Source organism: Pseudomonas wuhanensis (assembly GCF_030687395.1).
GTDB classification, from domain to species: Bacteria; Pseudomonadota; Gammaproteobacteria; order Pseudomonadales; family Pseudomonadaceae; genus Aquipseudomonas; species Aquipseudomonas wuhanensis.
The window spans coordinates 2,052,283-2,065,832 of sequence record NZ_CP117430.1 but is presented as its reverse complement, the minus strand read 5'-3'; the positions used below and the strand labels follow the sequence as shown (position 1 = coordinate 2,065,832).

Here is a 13,550-nt window from a genome sequence, read left to right as displayed (position 1 = left end):
TTCCGACCACCATTTTTGCCATCAAAAAACGTCACATATGCGCGCACGCGTACGTAAACCCAACACACCCGACACAAAGCCCGCCAGTCCGCGAAACATAGGGGTTTACACTGTGTGGAGTAGCCCACGACAACCCAACACATACCCGACACACCCAACACACTTAGAGGCGTCGTCATGCGGCAGCCGCCTTGATGTGATCCCAGTTGTCCACGTTCCAGCCCGCCAGCTTCGCTTTGGCCCGCCAGTTTTCGACCTGCTTGCCAAGCTCGGCCGCTTTCAGTGATGGGGGCGGGGAAGCGTCCTGGTCGACCGGAAAGAAGAACGCACCGAATCGTCGGTTGTTACCATCGGTCCAAGGGATCGCCCGTGTCTTGTTCATCTCCGAACTGATGAACAATGAGAACTTCGTCTGACTCATGACGTGCTCCTTGTTGCGCTGGCACCACTCAAGGAACAGCGAATACAAATCCGTGGAGAGGCATGGCCCCCATAACCCCTGACCGAGTTCACTGTACTTCCACAGGTGGAGGAAGGTTTGCCAGCCGGCACGACTCAGGGCGACCAACCGCTCCCGGGCATCGGTAGACGGTGGACGTGTGCGCTGATTGAAATCGCCCAGGTCGACCGCCAATAGCCAACCGTACAGCGCCGCGACGCCGCCTTCCTGCAGCTCCTGGCCGATGGCCTTCTGGCGCTCCACCGGCAACGTCTCCAATGGCCACACCACCAGCATGCGCCGGTCGGTGTCGCTGATGGGCCAGGGCAGGATCTCGTTGCTCAGGAACACCGCGTTCATGTGGTTGGCCTCTTCCCAGCCGTTGATGAACTTGGATTCCATTCGTACCGTTTTGCCTGTCACCAGATGCTTGATCTTGCCTACCTGGTTGTAGCGCTGGTCGCGACTCACAACCTCCTCGAAGACCGCCCAAAGCTTGCGGCTTTGCCAAGCGTTAAAATTGCTTTCCAGCTGAGTCTGTCCGACCGTCGCCGCGTACTGCCCGTACAACATGCCGAGCGTGTCGGCAAAGAACAGGCTCTTGCCCGAGCCTTCCATGCTGGAGTGCATCAGCACCGCGGTGTCCATCTTGGCGCCGAGATGCTGCAGCGGATAAGCCAGCCAGCACGTCAGCCACCGCACCGCATCTTCGTCATGGTTGCAAAGGAACGAAATCAACCAGCGCAGGTTGGCGCAGGCTGCATCATCTCTGACCGGCTCAAGCGGCAGCCCGTCGAAGGTATTGATGTACACGGCCGGATCCTTGGTCATGGTCGGATCGAACACGATGTGTTCAACATCCACCGTTCGCCGCTCGCTACTGTTGAGCCATAGCGGATAGGTGTCGCCCAACGCCATCTTGACCGCACCTTCGGCGATACGCCGCTTTTTCTCCCGGTCCCACACGTCCTTGGTGCCGTCGATGTACACGTAACGATCCGTCGGCGACATGCCCAGGGCACCGCCCTTTTTACCGGCCATGCGTCGTGCCTGCTCGATGTCACGGACGTGGTCATCGGAGATAAGACGCTTGCCCGTGTCATCCAGCCAGGCCTTGGCCAACGGCTTACCTACCCGGGCCTCGAACGCCGACTTCTTCATTACCTTCGACTGGTCGCAGTCCCACACATGCGTGGTGCCCTCCACCAGTGCAAACCGACGCAACACCTGCTCAAGGGTTAACTCCTCCCCCGTTCCCCCGGGAGTTGCAGGAGCCGCCTCGCTAGATGCCGCCTCATCATGCACATCTGCCGCAGCTGCATCACCAGAAGGGGGCGGGGGAAGATCTCGCGGATCCGGTCGAGACGAATGCTGCATACCCAACAGGCGCGCCGCCTCCTTGACCGCCCGCGACTGATCACCGCCGTGCTCGAGTAGGCAGTACACTTCAAAGGCGTCGTTCTGGTGTCCGTTGGCGAGCGGATCGGCGCCGTGGTGCGAATACACCTTACCCTCGGTCACCGTGATGCCCGGCAACCCTGTGCTGCTCTGTGGATAGAGCCACTTGCCGCCGCGTTTGGTGTAACCATTGGCGCGCAGCAACTCTTCCACGTCGTGACAGCGGTTGAACTCGTCGATTACAGAGGGTTGCTTGCCATTGGCCGGTGCCTGGCGCTTGATCGGCTTGCCAAGAGGCTTTTTTGCCTTCACCGCCCAGGGACACGCAGCCTCGGCGTCACGCTTGAAAATCTCCCAATTGTTCCAGATAGCCAGCAACTCAGAGGGCAGCACCGGCAAACCATCCTCTGTCTTAGGTGGCGTACGCCAGGCGTAAGGTTTGCCCGTACCTGGATGGATCGATGGAGGCAACACGTCCTGCACCAAGCCCGCACGCAGCTCGAATACCGTAAAGCGCTTGAACTCCTCGGCCTCAGCCCGCGCCACGATCTCCCCCACCGCATCGCCAGCAGCTTTGGCAGCCTTGGCTTTCTCGATCAAACCCTTGTGGATCGTGCCATCCGGATCTTTCTCGTTCGGCCACGCCAATGCATGCCGGGTCAGCTCGATGCCGTCCGGCACACGAAACATGATCCGAAAGCGTGCGGGGTTCCCAACAACCGTCGGGAATACCAACGCCATTGCATCCAGATCAATCTCCAGCAATTCGTAGAGGAGATGCCTCGTCCATTGCACATCATCCACGTCTAACGAGCAGACGCGGCTTGGACCCAGCACCACACCCAAGTTGTGCGCAGGATTGGTTTGCCAAAAAAGAGCGGCTTTCGCCGCTTCGGTGATGTAGCCCCCGGGCTTGTTCCAGCCCATGCCCTTGGGGGCCTTCTCCCCTGCCTCAATGGGAACCAGGGCGAGATTGAAGGAGTCGATGTAACGTTGCGCCCACTCTGCTATGGGCGCTCCTTTGACCAGCTCACTCATCGGCGACGCTCCCGCAAAGCCTGGCAGCTGACGCAGGTCTGACACCCTTCGATCGTATGCTGACGAAGTACCGGGATGGGCTCATCACAGTCAGCGCAATATTCGGAACTGGCGATACCTACTACCGGGCGGGGGCGACGATCCAAAGCGACCTGGAGGAAATAATCGGCTTGGTCGTTGGCCGTATCGATCACATCAGCCATGCTCGTGCCCCTCCATCGCCTGACGGGCGCCGGCCATGATGCCCAGCACTGCGCGGATCACGTCCGCACCATGTTTCTCCAGCTCAGCGACTTCGTGCTGTTCCCACACGTTGTCCGCTGCGCCCTCGTGCATGCTGGAAACAAATAGTCCTGTTTCGTGCAGCAACTTGCTGACGGCCAAAAGCGCCTGCTTTGTAGGAGCCGCGGCTTCGGGTTTGTACCAAACCATTCCCGCAGGACGCATTAGCGCATCCAGCAATACAGGGCTGGCCGTCAACCGGATAACTTCTTCCAGTTCGTCCGGATCCAGCCAGCGTTGCTCGAAGTCGTGCTTCAGCTTTTTCTGCAGGGTGTCGTAATCGATAACCATATCCAGGGCCAAGGCAGTGACACCGCCTCTGTAGGAATGGCCGGCGCGGTACAGCGCCTTTCGAAGAGAAAGAACCGGCTCAGGGGCCGGCAGTTTTGCGTTGCGACTCATAACCGTAAAAACTCCTTTTACGGTCTAGCCATAGGAACAGGCACAACCTATCCTACGACCACGACCGATGTGCATTGCTGTGTATCGTCGTCGCCGGGCTGGGGGATCTTTGGTGAGAGGCCCCGGCCTGGCACCTTTAAGCTATTTCCTGCTGGGTCTCAGCGCCTTTTTCTTGCTCAAAAAGCCGTTCAATTGCTTTGCCCGTTTCGTATCGAATATCCGCACCCTTAGCAGCTCGAAAAATCGTGGGTTGCGTCGTTCCGACACGCTCCGCAATCGCACGCTGCGAATAGCCAAGCCCCAGAAGTACGTTCAGCATCTTTTGAATAGTCATGTGATTCACCAATGCGTTTTCGCATTGAGCTGATAATACGCATGCGTATCGACGAGCGCAATACACTCCCAATACGTTTACGAATCAGAGGACCAACATGTGATAGGCAAGCGTATAGCTCAGCGCATGACGGAGCTTCAGCTATCAGAAGGTGAATTAGGTCGCAGATCCGGCGTACCTCAACCAACTATTCACAGAATAATCACCGGTGAATCGCTTAGTCCGAGGCAATCGAACGTCGAAAAAATTGCGAAGGCTCTTGCTGTTACTTCGAATTGGTTGTGGACTGGTAAGAGCGCAGGATCTGAGGCAAGTACGTTTGCGCACGCCAACGTGGAGCCAGGTCCTGCTATTAAAGGTTCTGTTCCATTGATTTCATGGGTACAAGCGGGTGCGTGGTGCGAAGCAATCGATATTATGAATATCGGCGATGCGGAGATTTGGCTTCCATGCGCCGTATCTCATAGTAAGAAAACCTATGCGCTTCGTGTGCGCGGGCTTTCAATGTTCAATCCTCATGAACGTCGATCTTTTCGAGATGGCGACATCATCTACGTCGACCCAGCGAAGGATCCAGAAAACGGATCTCTTGTCATCGCCAAACTGACAAACAGTGATGAAGCAACGTTCAAGCAACTGGTCTTGGAGGGGCATCGTCAGTTTCTCAAGCCTCTCAACCCATCGTGGCCAGAACCCATTATTGAGCTACCGCCAGATGCCGTGATTTGCGGGGTTGTCATTTCAAAACTGGAAATTTTCTAAATCGCTCTCCCCACAAGACCGCCCTTTAGGCGGTTTTTTTGTGGTCATGGAAAAATCAATACACATTCGTATTGACCAGATCGATACGTATTTGTATTGTTCGCCTCGTATACCTCTCACCAAGAGCACGAGCGATGACCTCTATAGCGCCCCACGAAAATGTAGTTACTGCGAACAGTTTGCCGGATGAAACCACGATAGAAGTCCGACAAATTGAGCATGGTGATACGCCATGAATTGCTTTCAGCTACCACTTATAGAACAAGACCTGCTGCATCACATGTTGCAAACAGGCGGCCGAGCTGCCTGCTCAATGATGCGGCCAGCGCAAACAATCCAAGCGGTGTTCGATGTTGAGTTGACTGCGGAATACGCACTTGTCCGAGTCGACGTGGCGGGGCGCTCAGACCAGGTGAAGCTGCGTCGCGGTGATCGAGCCAATCACCTACATCTACGTGACTTCATGCACGAAGTAGCAAACCGCCAAATCGCAGAAAACGTCATTTCAGAAGGAGTTCGACATGAATCGTACTCTTGACCAGACCGCGGCCTTGTTTGGCGTCAAACCACGCGCCCTTCGCAAGGCGCTCCGCGAGTTACGCATTCTCACGCCAGCGGGCGATCTAGCGAGTCACCACCGTGACAGCGGCCATTTGTTCTCCGATCCGCGAAGCGTCCAAGTAGGTCCGAAACGACTCAAGCACTACGCAGTAGTGATGGTCACCGAGACAGGCATCCAGTGGCTTGCGAAAAAACTGGGCATCGTAATCACGGATAAGGAAGTCGCTGCATGAAGACCAATTACTACAACGCATATACGCAAGCAGTAGGGACCTTAAAACTGATTCCGATTTACCTGAATTGCCCTGGAGTTATCAGCCGGGCGACGCTCGTTGGTGCGGCAACAGAAGCCGTCCAACTGCTCGAAAGCATGCCCCCGCTGAGCGTGGAACTTGCTGAGGTTTTCCGTAGCGTCAACGCAGTGATCTTGGAAGGTCAGACGGCTTACGTCACTCCTACCAACTCTCCAGAGTTTCCTTATGGGGCGGTTGTAGCGGACAAAAAAGGTCACGTTTGCGCTGCAGCTATGGGTCGCAGCAAAGAAGGTCTGGCGGAGTTGATTCGCTTGAAGCTGCTGCCACAAGCCGAGGGGCACGGGGAGGATGCAGCGTGACCAGCACCCTCACCCAGCTTAGAAAGCAATTCGATACACCTTGCCCGTCTATTGCCGAAGTACGCGAACGGTACTTCTCACACATCCGAACCGACCGCTATTTGCTGAAGGAAATCAAGGCAGGCCGCATTCCGTTGAACATCAAACGCTTGCACAGCTCAGCGCGGGCTAAACCCGTGGTTTACCTACATGACCTCGCCGACTACCTCGACGCCCAAGCAGCAACAGAAGCGGCTTGATTTCAGAGGCTAGGTTACCCAAATCCGGCTGCCGTCCTCTCACCAAAGATCCGGCAGCTGGCTCAAACAAGGAACACAGCATATGCACACGCCTCTAGACCCAATCGCCCCCGAACCGGCTGTTGAGATTTGCCAGATCGACAAAATTCCGGAGGAGAAAATGGCCGAACTGGTCGGCACGACCCGCCGAGCATTGCAAGGCAAGCGAGCCAGAGGAGTCATTCCCAAAGGCGTCTGGAACACCATCGACAGCCGCATTTATTACAGCATCAGGAGATACGAGGCATGGCTCGAAAGCCAATGGGATTGCCCACCGGAGTTGAATTTGCTGGACAGTCCGTCCGCATTCGCTTCACCTGGAACGGGCAACGCCGTTGCGAAACCCTCCCCTATCCCCAAACGCCGAAGGGGATTAAGGCTGCCGCCGACCTACGCGCTCACGTAACCAGCCTGATCAAGCATGGCGTGCTGGATGATCAGCGCTATGCCGAACTGTTCCCCAACTCCACGTACGCCAACTACTCGGCGACTCCCCGTTTCGGGGAGTACGCCCAGGAGTGGCTCAACAGTCGCGAGATCGTGGCGGGGACGCGCAAGAACTACCTCGGCTCACTGAATCTGTACTGGATGCCCTACCTTGCAATGCTGCCCATCGACAGCATCACGTCGGTCATGCTGCGCAAAGTTGTAGCGAACACCGAGTGGCCAACGCCGGGCGTGAAGCGCGCGGCGATCCAGCGCCTGACCACGGTGTTCGGCACCGCAGTGAAGGACGGGCTGATCACCCGCAACCCGGTCGAGTCCATCGAACTGCCGGTGAAAGCTAAGAAGCCGATTGACCCCTTCACGGTGGATGAGGCCAATAAGATCATCGATCACCTGTACCAGACCTTGACCCACTCAATGCAAATCTACGCGGCGTACTTCGAATTCGCCTTTTATACCGGCATGCGCCCCAGCGAGATCGCAGCTCTGCGCTGGGAGGAGGTCGACAAGGAAAAGCGCCTGGTCAATGTGTGTCGGATCGTCGCGGACTACAAGATCGAAGAGCGGACCAAAACCCGCAATATCCGCCAGGTCATGCTCAACAGTCGCGCTTTGCACGCGATAGAACAAGCCGAGCGCATGGCCAAAACACGCGCGAAGCAGAGCCGTCGCAAGCAGGCGGAGTCGCCGTTTGTGTTCCCGCCCACCAAGAACTTCGAGTTCATCCAGCAGTCGAGTGTGACCGACAAACACTTCCAGGCCGCGCTAAGCGATTTGAAGCTTCGCGCCCGCCGGCAATACAACTGCCGACACACATACGCTACCATGTGCCTCATGGCGGGTATGAACCCTGCATTTATTGCCACTCAGCTCGGTCATAGCGTTCAGATGCTGCTATCGACCTACGCCCGATGGATAAACTCCAGCACCGACTGGGGTGAACTCGGGAAGCTCGAAAACAGCTGGATTGGTACAAAATTGGTACAGCCTGAAACAGTACCCCTCTGAAACCCTTATGGAATCAGCCCCTGTGACACTGGAACAGAATTACACCGAGATTCTCGGCCAATTGGGCGAGGACGCCTCCCGCGAGGGCCTGCTCGACACGCCAAAACGTGCCGCCAAAGCCATGCAGTACCTCTGCCGCGGTTATGAACAGACACTGGAAGAGGTCACCAACGGTGCCTTGTTCAGCTCCGACAACAGCGAGATGGTGCTGGTCAAGGACATCGAGCTCTACTCGTTGTGCGAGCACCACATGCTGCCGTTCATCGGCAAGGCTCATGTCGCCTACATCCCGAGCGGCAAGGTTCTTGGGCTGTCGAAAGTCGCGCGTATCGTCGATATGTACGCCCGCCGCCTGCAGATCCAGGAAAACCTCAGCCGCCAGATCGCCGACGCGGTCCAGCAAGTCACCGGCGCCCTGGGCGTTGCGGTGGTGATCGAGGCCAAGCACATGTGCATGATGATGCGCGGTGTGGAGAAACAGAATTCGACGATGATCACCTCGGTGATGCTCGGCGAGTTCCGCGAAAACGCGGCCACCCGCAGCGAGTTTCTCAGCCTGATCAAGTAACTCGCAGCACGAAGAAAACCGGCACTGATCGCCGGTTTTTTTTCGCCTGCGAAAATCAGGTAAGCTGCGCGCCTTTCTGTTTACCCCTGTGAGGCTTATCCGTGTTCGTAAAAGCGCTTCGTGTCGGCCTCGGCCAACTGATCATCTTCATCGACTTCATCACTCGTCCAGGCAAGAAGCAGCGCCCTGCCGCCGCTCAAGCTCAGGTCGAAGCGGCCGCCAAGGACCTGACCCTTTATCAGTTCCACGCCTGCCCGTTCTGCGTGAAAACCCGCCGTACCCTGCGTCGTCTGAACGTTCCGGTGGCACTGCGTGATGCGAAGAACAACGAACAGGATCGCCAGACCCTGCTGGAGCAAGGTGGCAAGATCAAGGTGCCGTGCCTGCGCATCGAAGAGAATGGCCAGACCACCTGGATGTATGAGTCCAAGGTGATCATTGATTATCTGGATAAGCGGTTTGCGGCTGCCTGAGGTTTTGTGGTGTTTCGACCGGCGCCATCGCGGGCAAGCCACGCTCCCACAGGGATTTGTAGAGTAAATGGGATCTGTGTTTAAAACAGATCCACTGTGGGAGCGGGCTTGCCCGCGATGAGGCCAGACCAGCCACCACAAACCTCAGACAAAAATAAACCGGCCCATACGCCGGTTTATTTGTTTCTGCATCCTCTCAAGCCGCTTCTGCCGCCTGTGCCTGACGCACCACCGTCGCCAATCGCTTGAGCCCTTCGTCCAGCCGCGCCGGGTCGATGTGGCTGAAGTTCAGCCGCAGATGACCGGGGTTCTTGTCCGGCTCAGGAAAAAATGGCTCGCCCGGCATAAACGCCACATCCGCCGCCAGCGCAGCCTTGAGCAGCGTGCGCGTATCCAGCGGCTGCTTGAGCGTCAGCCAGAAAAACAACCCACCCTGCGGCACGTTCCACTCCGCTAGATCGGAAAAGTGCATTTCCAATCCCGACTGAAACGCATCCCGACGAACCCGATAGAAGTCACGCAACTCACTCAGGTGCTGCTGGTATTTTTCGGTGCCGATCCATTGCAGCGCTTGCCACTGCCCGATGCGGTTGGTGTGCAGATCGGCCGATTGCTTGAGCCGCAGCAAGTGCGGAAACAGGTCTGGGCTGGCGATCAGGTAACCGACCCGCAGGCCCGGCAACAGGGTTTTCGACACGGTGCCGGTGTAGATCCAGCTGGCCTTGTTCAAGCGACTGACAATGGGCGTGGCACTGCCGCCGTCGAAGGTCAGTTCGCGGTAGGGTTCGTCTTCGATCAGGGTCACGCCGAACTCGTCGAGCAACGCCGCCACTGCATCGCGCTTGGCCTCGCTGTAGCGCACCGCCGATGGGTTCTGAAACGTCGGAATCAGGTAAATGAACGCTGGTTTGTGTTTTTCCAGGCGGCTGCGCAATTGCGCCAGGTTCGGGCCATCGGCTTCCTGTGGGACGGTGATGCAGTTGGCGCCGAACAATTGGAAGATCTGCAACGCTGCCAGGTAAGTCGGCGCTTCAAGCAGGATCTCGGTGCCTTTGTCGATGTACAGCTTGGCCGCCAGATCGAGGGTTTGCTGGGAACCGCTGACCACCAGCACCTGACTCGCCTCGCACGGCACGCCCAACGCTCGGGCTTCGGCCGCCAGCGCCTCACGCAGCGCCGGCTCGCCTTCACTCATGCCGTATTGCCCCATGGATAGCGGCATGTCGGCCCATTCGACTTTCGGCAGCATGGCTTCAGCCGGCAAGCCGCCGGCGAACGACATCACTTCCGGACGCTGGGCGGCGGCGAGGATTTCACGGATCAAAGAACTTTTAAGGCGCGAGACACGTTCGGAAAAAGCCATGGGGTCACCGGTAGCGAGGCCTGAGAAAAATGAGTCAAACTGGTTGACCGAAATTACGACAGACCGAGCGGATACGTCAATATGCTTGACCTTAAAAACCCCAGCACTCAGCAACAAGCCATGGAAGCGTTTTTCTTCGGTTACCAGGCGTTCACCGCCAAGGCCGACGAAATGCTCGAGCGTCGCGGCTTAAGCCGGGTGCACCAACGCATTGTGTTTTTCATCGCCCGCTACCCTGCCCTCAGTGTCAAGGAATTGCTGGCGTTACTGGGCGTGAGCAAGCAGGCGCTGAACATTCCGCTTCGCCAATTGGTGGAAATGCATTTGGTAAACAGCGTCGCGTCCGAAACCGATAAACGTAAGCGGTTGCTGGAACTGACCGACGATGGCGCGCGGTTCGAGCAGTCGCTACGGCGCGAGCAGGTGAAATTGCTGGAGCGGGTGTTTGCCGAGGCTGGGGAGACGGCGGTGAATGGGTGGTTGGCGGTGAACCTCGCGATGGGGAAAAGTCAGGTGGCAGCTGACTGAACCGCTCTACCCGCGACATGTGTATCGACTGATCTAAAGCTATCGCGGGCAAGCCACGCTCCCACAGGGGAATGCGCTCACCTGCGGGAGTGAGGCTTGCCCGCGAAGGCGACCTTCTTGTCGATATATCCCTATTGCCAAACTTTTCGTCTACAAAATCAAAAACATTATTTGCTTTATTTGTATACAAAAGCATAATTCGTTTCGTGCGAGTTCCTGACCAACAGGTCAACAAATTCGCAAGCACCTCAAAGGGTCGCTGCCACCCTCATGGGTCCGGCCCTGGAAATAACAATAAAACTCTTGAGGAGTACTCGCTGTGGAAAGCCGCAAATCCGAAGCCTCGACGCTGGATCTCTCGCCGCCATTACGCAATGGCTGGCTGGAGCGCATCTTCAAACTCAGCTTGCACGGCACCACGGTGAAGACCGAGCTGATTGCCGGTCTGACAACCTTCATCACCATGGCTTACATCATCTTCGTCAACCCGAACATCATGGCCGATGCCGGCATCGACCACGGTGCGGCGTTCGTCGCCACCTGCATCGCCGCCGCGCTGGGTTGCCTGCTGATGGGGCTGTACGCCAACTGGCCGGTCGGGCTGGCGCCGGGCATGGGCCTGAACGCGTTCTTCACCTACACCGTGGTCGGCACCATGGGCTACAACTGGGAAACCGCGCTCGGTGCGGTGTTCGTCTCCGGTGTGTTGTTCATGTTCCTGACCTTTTCCCGGATTCGTGAATGGCTGCTCAATAGCATTCCAGTGAGTTTGCGCTTTGCCATGGGCGCCGGTGTGGGCCTGTTTCTGGGGCTGATCGGTTTGAAAACCGCGGGTATCGTCGTCGATAGCCCGGCCACTCTGATCAAGCTCGGCTCCCTGCGTGAACCTGGCCCTCTACTGGCGGCCATCTGCTTCTTGATGATTGCGGTCCTGAGCTACCACAAAGTATTCGGCGCGATTCTCATCAGCATTATTACCGTGACCCTGGCCGGTTGGGGCCTGGGCCTGGTGAACTACGGGGGCATCATGTCCGCCCCGCCGAGCCTGGCGCCGACCTGGATGGCCATGGACGTCGCCGGCGTGTTCAACATCAGCATGATCAGCGTGGTGCTGGCCTTCCTCTTCGTGCACATGTTCGACACGGCCGGCACCTTGATGGGTGTCGCACAGCGCGCCGGCCTGGTGAACGCCGACGGCAAGATCGAAAACCTTTCCCGCGCCCTCAAAGCCGACAGTGCCTCCAGCGTGTTCGGTGCGGTGGTCGGCGTTCCGCCGGTGACCAGCTACGTGGAAAGTGCTGCTGGCGTAGCGGCGGGTGGTCGGACTGGTCTTACCGCTGTGACCGTAGGTGTGCTATTTATTGCCGCAATGTTTTTTGCACCGCTGGCTGGCATGATCCCCGCTTACGCCACCGCCGGTGCGCTGATTTATGTGGCGATGCTGATGATGGGCGGCATGGCGCACATCGAATGGGACGAAGCGACCGACAGCATCCCGGCGATCGTTACCGCGATCATGATGCCGCTGACCTTCTCGGTCGCCGACGGCATCGCGCTGGGCTTCATCACCTACGTGGCGCTGAAGGCCGGCACCGGTAAGTACAAGGAAATTTCCGTCAGCCTGTGGGTGCTCTGCGCGATCTTCATCGCCAAGTTCATTTTCTTGTAAGCGTCACGCGGTACGCGTTTCAAACCAGCCTCACCCCGTCGGGTGGGGCTTTTGTGCATAGGGAGGAAAGTGATGAGTCTGGAAACCTGGCTGCTGTTCAGCGGCGCTGCGCTGGTGGTAATCCTGATCCCGGGGCCACTGTCTTTGCTGATGATCAGCAACAGTCTGAATTACGGCTTACGCCGTTCTTACCCGGCATTTCTGGGAGGCGTGATTGCGTCGATCTGCCTGCTCAGTGCTTCGGCGCTTGGCTTGGGCGCATTGTTGCTGGCGTCGGAACAGCTGTTCAGCGCCCTGAAAATCGTCGGTGCGCTGTACCTGTTCTACCTCGCCTGGCAGAGCTGGCAGCAATCGCGTCAGCCATCCCAAGGCGCCGAAGTGCCCCAGGCTGCGCCGGTGCCACGCTTTCGCGCACTGTTCGGGCGCGCGTTCATGCTCGGCGCGAGTAATCCGAAAGACATTTTGTTCTTCGCCGCTTTCCTGCCGCAGTTTTTGAGTGCCGAGCAACCGTTCCTGCCGCAGTTGCTGGTGATGATTGTCACCTGGACCGTGCTGGATTTGCTGTGCAAGCTGGCTTATGGGCTGGGGGCTCATGGCGCGGCGCGGTATTTGCGTAGCGGCAAGGGGCAGAGCTGGTTTAATCGGGTGAGTGCGGGGTTGTTTAGCGGGGCTGGTACGGCATCGTTGTTGAGCCGTTAAAAGCAAGAGCTTCGCGGGCAAGCCCGCTCCCACAGGTCCTGTGAACGCAACAGTTCACTGTGGGAGCGGGCTTGCCCGCGATGGCGCCAGACCCGTCAGCACATTTCTAAAGGCAAAAAAAGCCCGCAGTGTGAGCGGGCGAAAGACCAAAGAAGCTATATGCGCAGTCGCTTCTCGGAGGAGGCAGCTGCTTGGGGGATCAACTGCCTCGATACGTGGAATAACTGTACGGCGAAATCAACAACGGCACATGGTAGTGATCCTGTTCCGCAGAGATGCCGAAACGCAGCACCACCACATCCAGGAACGCAGGCTCAGGCAACTGAACCCCACGGGCGCGGTAGTAATCGCCCGCGTGAAACTGAAGCTGATAGACCCCGGACCGATAGTCATCCCCTTGCAGCAGCGGCGAATCGACACGGCCATCGCTGTTGGTGAGCGCAGTGGCGACCAATTCCAGCTGCGAACCTTCAACGCGGTACAACTCGACCTTGATCGAACTGCCCGGGCAACCGTGTGCAGCGTCCAAAACGTGTGTAGTCAAACGTCCCATTGATTCTGCGCGCCTGCCTGCGTGGAGCAGTCAGACCTCGCGCCTCCCGAAGTCAGTTGAAAAGGAGACCGCACCGTTTCGGAGCACGAAAAGCTGCGGCGAGCGACTGATTAAGACATTTTTCAAAAAAATTGT

Annotated in this window: 16 protein-coding genes; 10 read left to right on the top strand and 6 right to left on the bottom strand. The window is 57.5% G+C overall.

Going from position 1 to position 13,550, the window contains the following annotated elements:
• Window positions 1-175: 175 nt before the first annotated feature.
• The 4 genes from PSH88_RS09505 to PSH88_RS09490 all read right to left on the bottom strand — a co-directional run bounded on the left by PSH88_RS09505 (window position 176) and on the right by PSH88_RS09490 (window position 3,893).
• Window positions 176-2,875: a DUF5906 domain-containing protein gene (locus tag PSH88_RS09505; RefSeq protein WP_305425964.1), complete on the bottom strand. Its 2,700-nt coding sequence runs from the start codon at window positions 2,873-2,875 to the stop codon at window positions 176-178.
• Window positions 2,872-3,078, bottom strand: coding sequence for a TraR/DksA C4-type zinc finger protein (locus PSH88_RS09500; RefSeq protein ID WP_305425962.1), 207 nt, complete (start codon window positions 3,076-3,078; stop codon window positions 2,872-2,874). The genes PSH88_RS09505 and PSH88_RS09500 overlap by 4 nt, the downstream gene beginning before the upstream one ends.
• Window positions 3,071-3,559, bottom strand: coding sequence for a phage regulatory CII family protein (locus tag PSH88_RS09495; RefSeq protein ID WP_305425960.1), 489 nt, complete (start codon window positions 3,557-3,559; stop codon window positions 3,071-3,073). Before PSH88_RS09495 ends, PSH88_RS09500 begins: the two co-directional genes overlap by 8 nt.
• 136 nt (window positions 3,560-3,695) lie before the next feature.
• A complete protein-coding gene (locus tag PSH88_RS09490; protein ID WP_305425958.1) occupies window positions 3,696-3,893 on the bottom strand; it encodes a helix-turn-helix domain-containing protein in 198 nt (65 codons plus the stop codon).
• 99 nt (window positions 3,894-3,992) lie between these two features.
• Here PSH88_RS09490 and PSH88_RS09485 point away from each other — a divergent pair, with 99 nt between their 5' ends.
• From PSH88_RS09485 to PSH88_RS09455, 7 genes are all read left to right on the top strand, one after another.
• On the top strand, window positions 3,993-4,655 hold the full coding sequence (locus PSH88_RS09485; RefSeq protein WP_305425957.1) for a LexA family protein: 663 nt from the start codon (window positions 3,993-3,995) through the stop codon (window positions 4,653-4,655).
• Between the two features lie 521 nt (window positions 4,656-5,176).
• Window positions 5,177-5,449, top strand: coding sequence for a hypothetical protein (locus PSH88_RS09480; protein WP_305425956.1), 273 nt, complete (start codon window positions 5,177-5,179; stop codon window positions 5,447-5,449).
• On the top strand, window positions 5,446-5,829 hold the full coding sequence (locus PSH88_RS09475; RefSeq protein WP_305425955.1) for a hypothetical protein: 384 nt from the start codon (window positions 5,446-5,448) through the stop codon (window positions 5,827-5,829). The genes PSH88_RS09480 and PSH88_RS09475 overlap by 4 nt, the downstream gene beginning before the upstream one ends.
• Window positions 5,826-6,068 carry a pyocin activator PrtN family protein gene (locus PSH88_RS09470; RefSeq protein WP_305425954.1) on the top strand — a complete coding sequence of 81 codons (243 nt, stop codon included), beginning with the start codon at window positions 5,826-5,828 and terminating at the stop codon, window positions 6,066-6,068. Before PSH88_RS09475 ends, PSH88_RS09470 begins: the two co-directional genes overlap by 4 nt.
• A 285-nt stretch (window positions 6,069-6,353) precedes the next feature.
• A complete protein-coding gene (locus PSH88_RS09465; protein ID WP_305425953.1) occupies window positions 6,354-7,562 on the top strand; it encodes a tyrosine-type recombinase/integrase in 1,209 nt (402 codons plus the stop codon).
• 22 nt (window positions 7,563-7,584) lie between these two features.
• Window positions 7,585-8,130 carry a GTP cyclohydrolase I FolE gene (gene folE / locus PSH88_RS09460; protein WP_123496264.1) on the top strand — a complete coding sequence of 182 codons (546 nt, stop codon included), beginning with the start codon at window positions 7,585-7,587 and terminating at the stop codon, window positions 8,128-8,130.
• Window positions 8,131-8,231: 101 nt separating this feature from the next.
• Window positions 8,232-8,603 (top strand): glutathione S-transferase N-terminal domain-containing protein, encoded by a 372-nt coding sequence (locus PSH88_RS09455; protein ID WP_305425952.1) that lies wholly within the window; start codon window positions 8,232-8,234, stop codon window positions 8,601-8,603.
• 196 nt (window positions 8,604-8,799) lie between these two features.
• Here the strand turns inward: PSH88_RS09455 and PSH88_RS09450 are convergent, their stop codons facing one another.
• Entirely contained in the window at window positions 8,800-9,966 is a 1,167-nt protein-coding gene (locus PSH88_RS09450; RefSeq protein ID WP_305425951.1) for an aminotransferase-like domain-containing protein, read from the bottom strand.
• Between the two features lie 81 nt (window positions 9,967-10,047).
• Between PSH88_RS09450 and PSH88_RS09445 the strand changes: the two genes are divergently transcribed.
• The 3 genes from PSH88_RS09445 (at window position 10,048) to PSH88_RS09435 (ending at window position 12,862) form a co-directional block, all read left to right on the top strand.
• Complete coding sequence (locus tag PSH88_RS09445) at window positions 10,048-10,494, top strand: MarR family winged helix-turn-helix transcriptional regulator (RefSeq protein WP_305425950.1); 447 nt, start codon at window positions 10,048-10,050, stop codon at window positions 10,492-10,494.
• Between the two features lie 319 nt (window positions 10,495-10,813).
• Window positions 10,814-12,163 carry an NCS2 family permease gene (locus tag PSH88_RS09440; protein ID WP_370694682.1) on the top strand — a complete coding sequence of 450 codons (1,350 nt, stop codon included), beginning with the start codon at window positions 10,814-10,816 and terminating at the stop codon, window positions 12,161-12,163.
• Window positions 12,164-12,235: 72 nt separating this feature from the next.
• Window positions 12,236-12,862, top strand: a complete 627-nt coding sequence (locus PSH88_RS09435; RefSeq protein ID WP_305425948.1) for a LysE family translocator — start codon at window positions 12,236-12,238, stop codon at window positions 12,860-12,862.
• Window positions 12,863-13,061: 199 nt separating this feature from the next.
• Here PSH88_RS09435 and uraH read toward each other — a convergent pair whose 3' ends face one another.
• A complete protein-coding gene (gene uraH / locus PSH88_RS09430) occupies window positions 13,062-13,415 on the bottom strand; it encodes a hydroxyisourate hydrolase (RefSeq protein ID WP_007898824.1) in 354 nt (117 codons plus the stop codon).
• Window positions 13,416-13,550 lie beyond the last annotated feature (135 nt).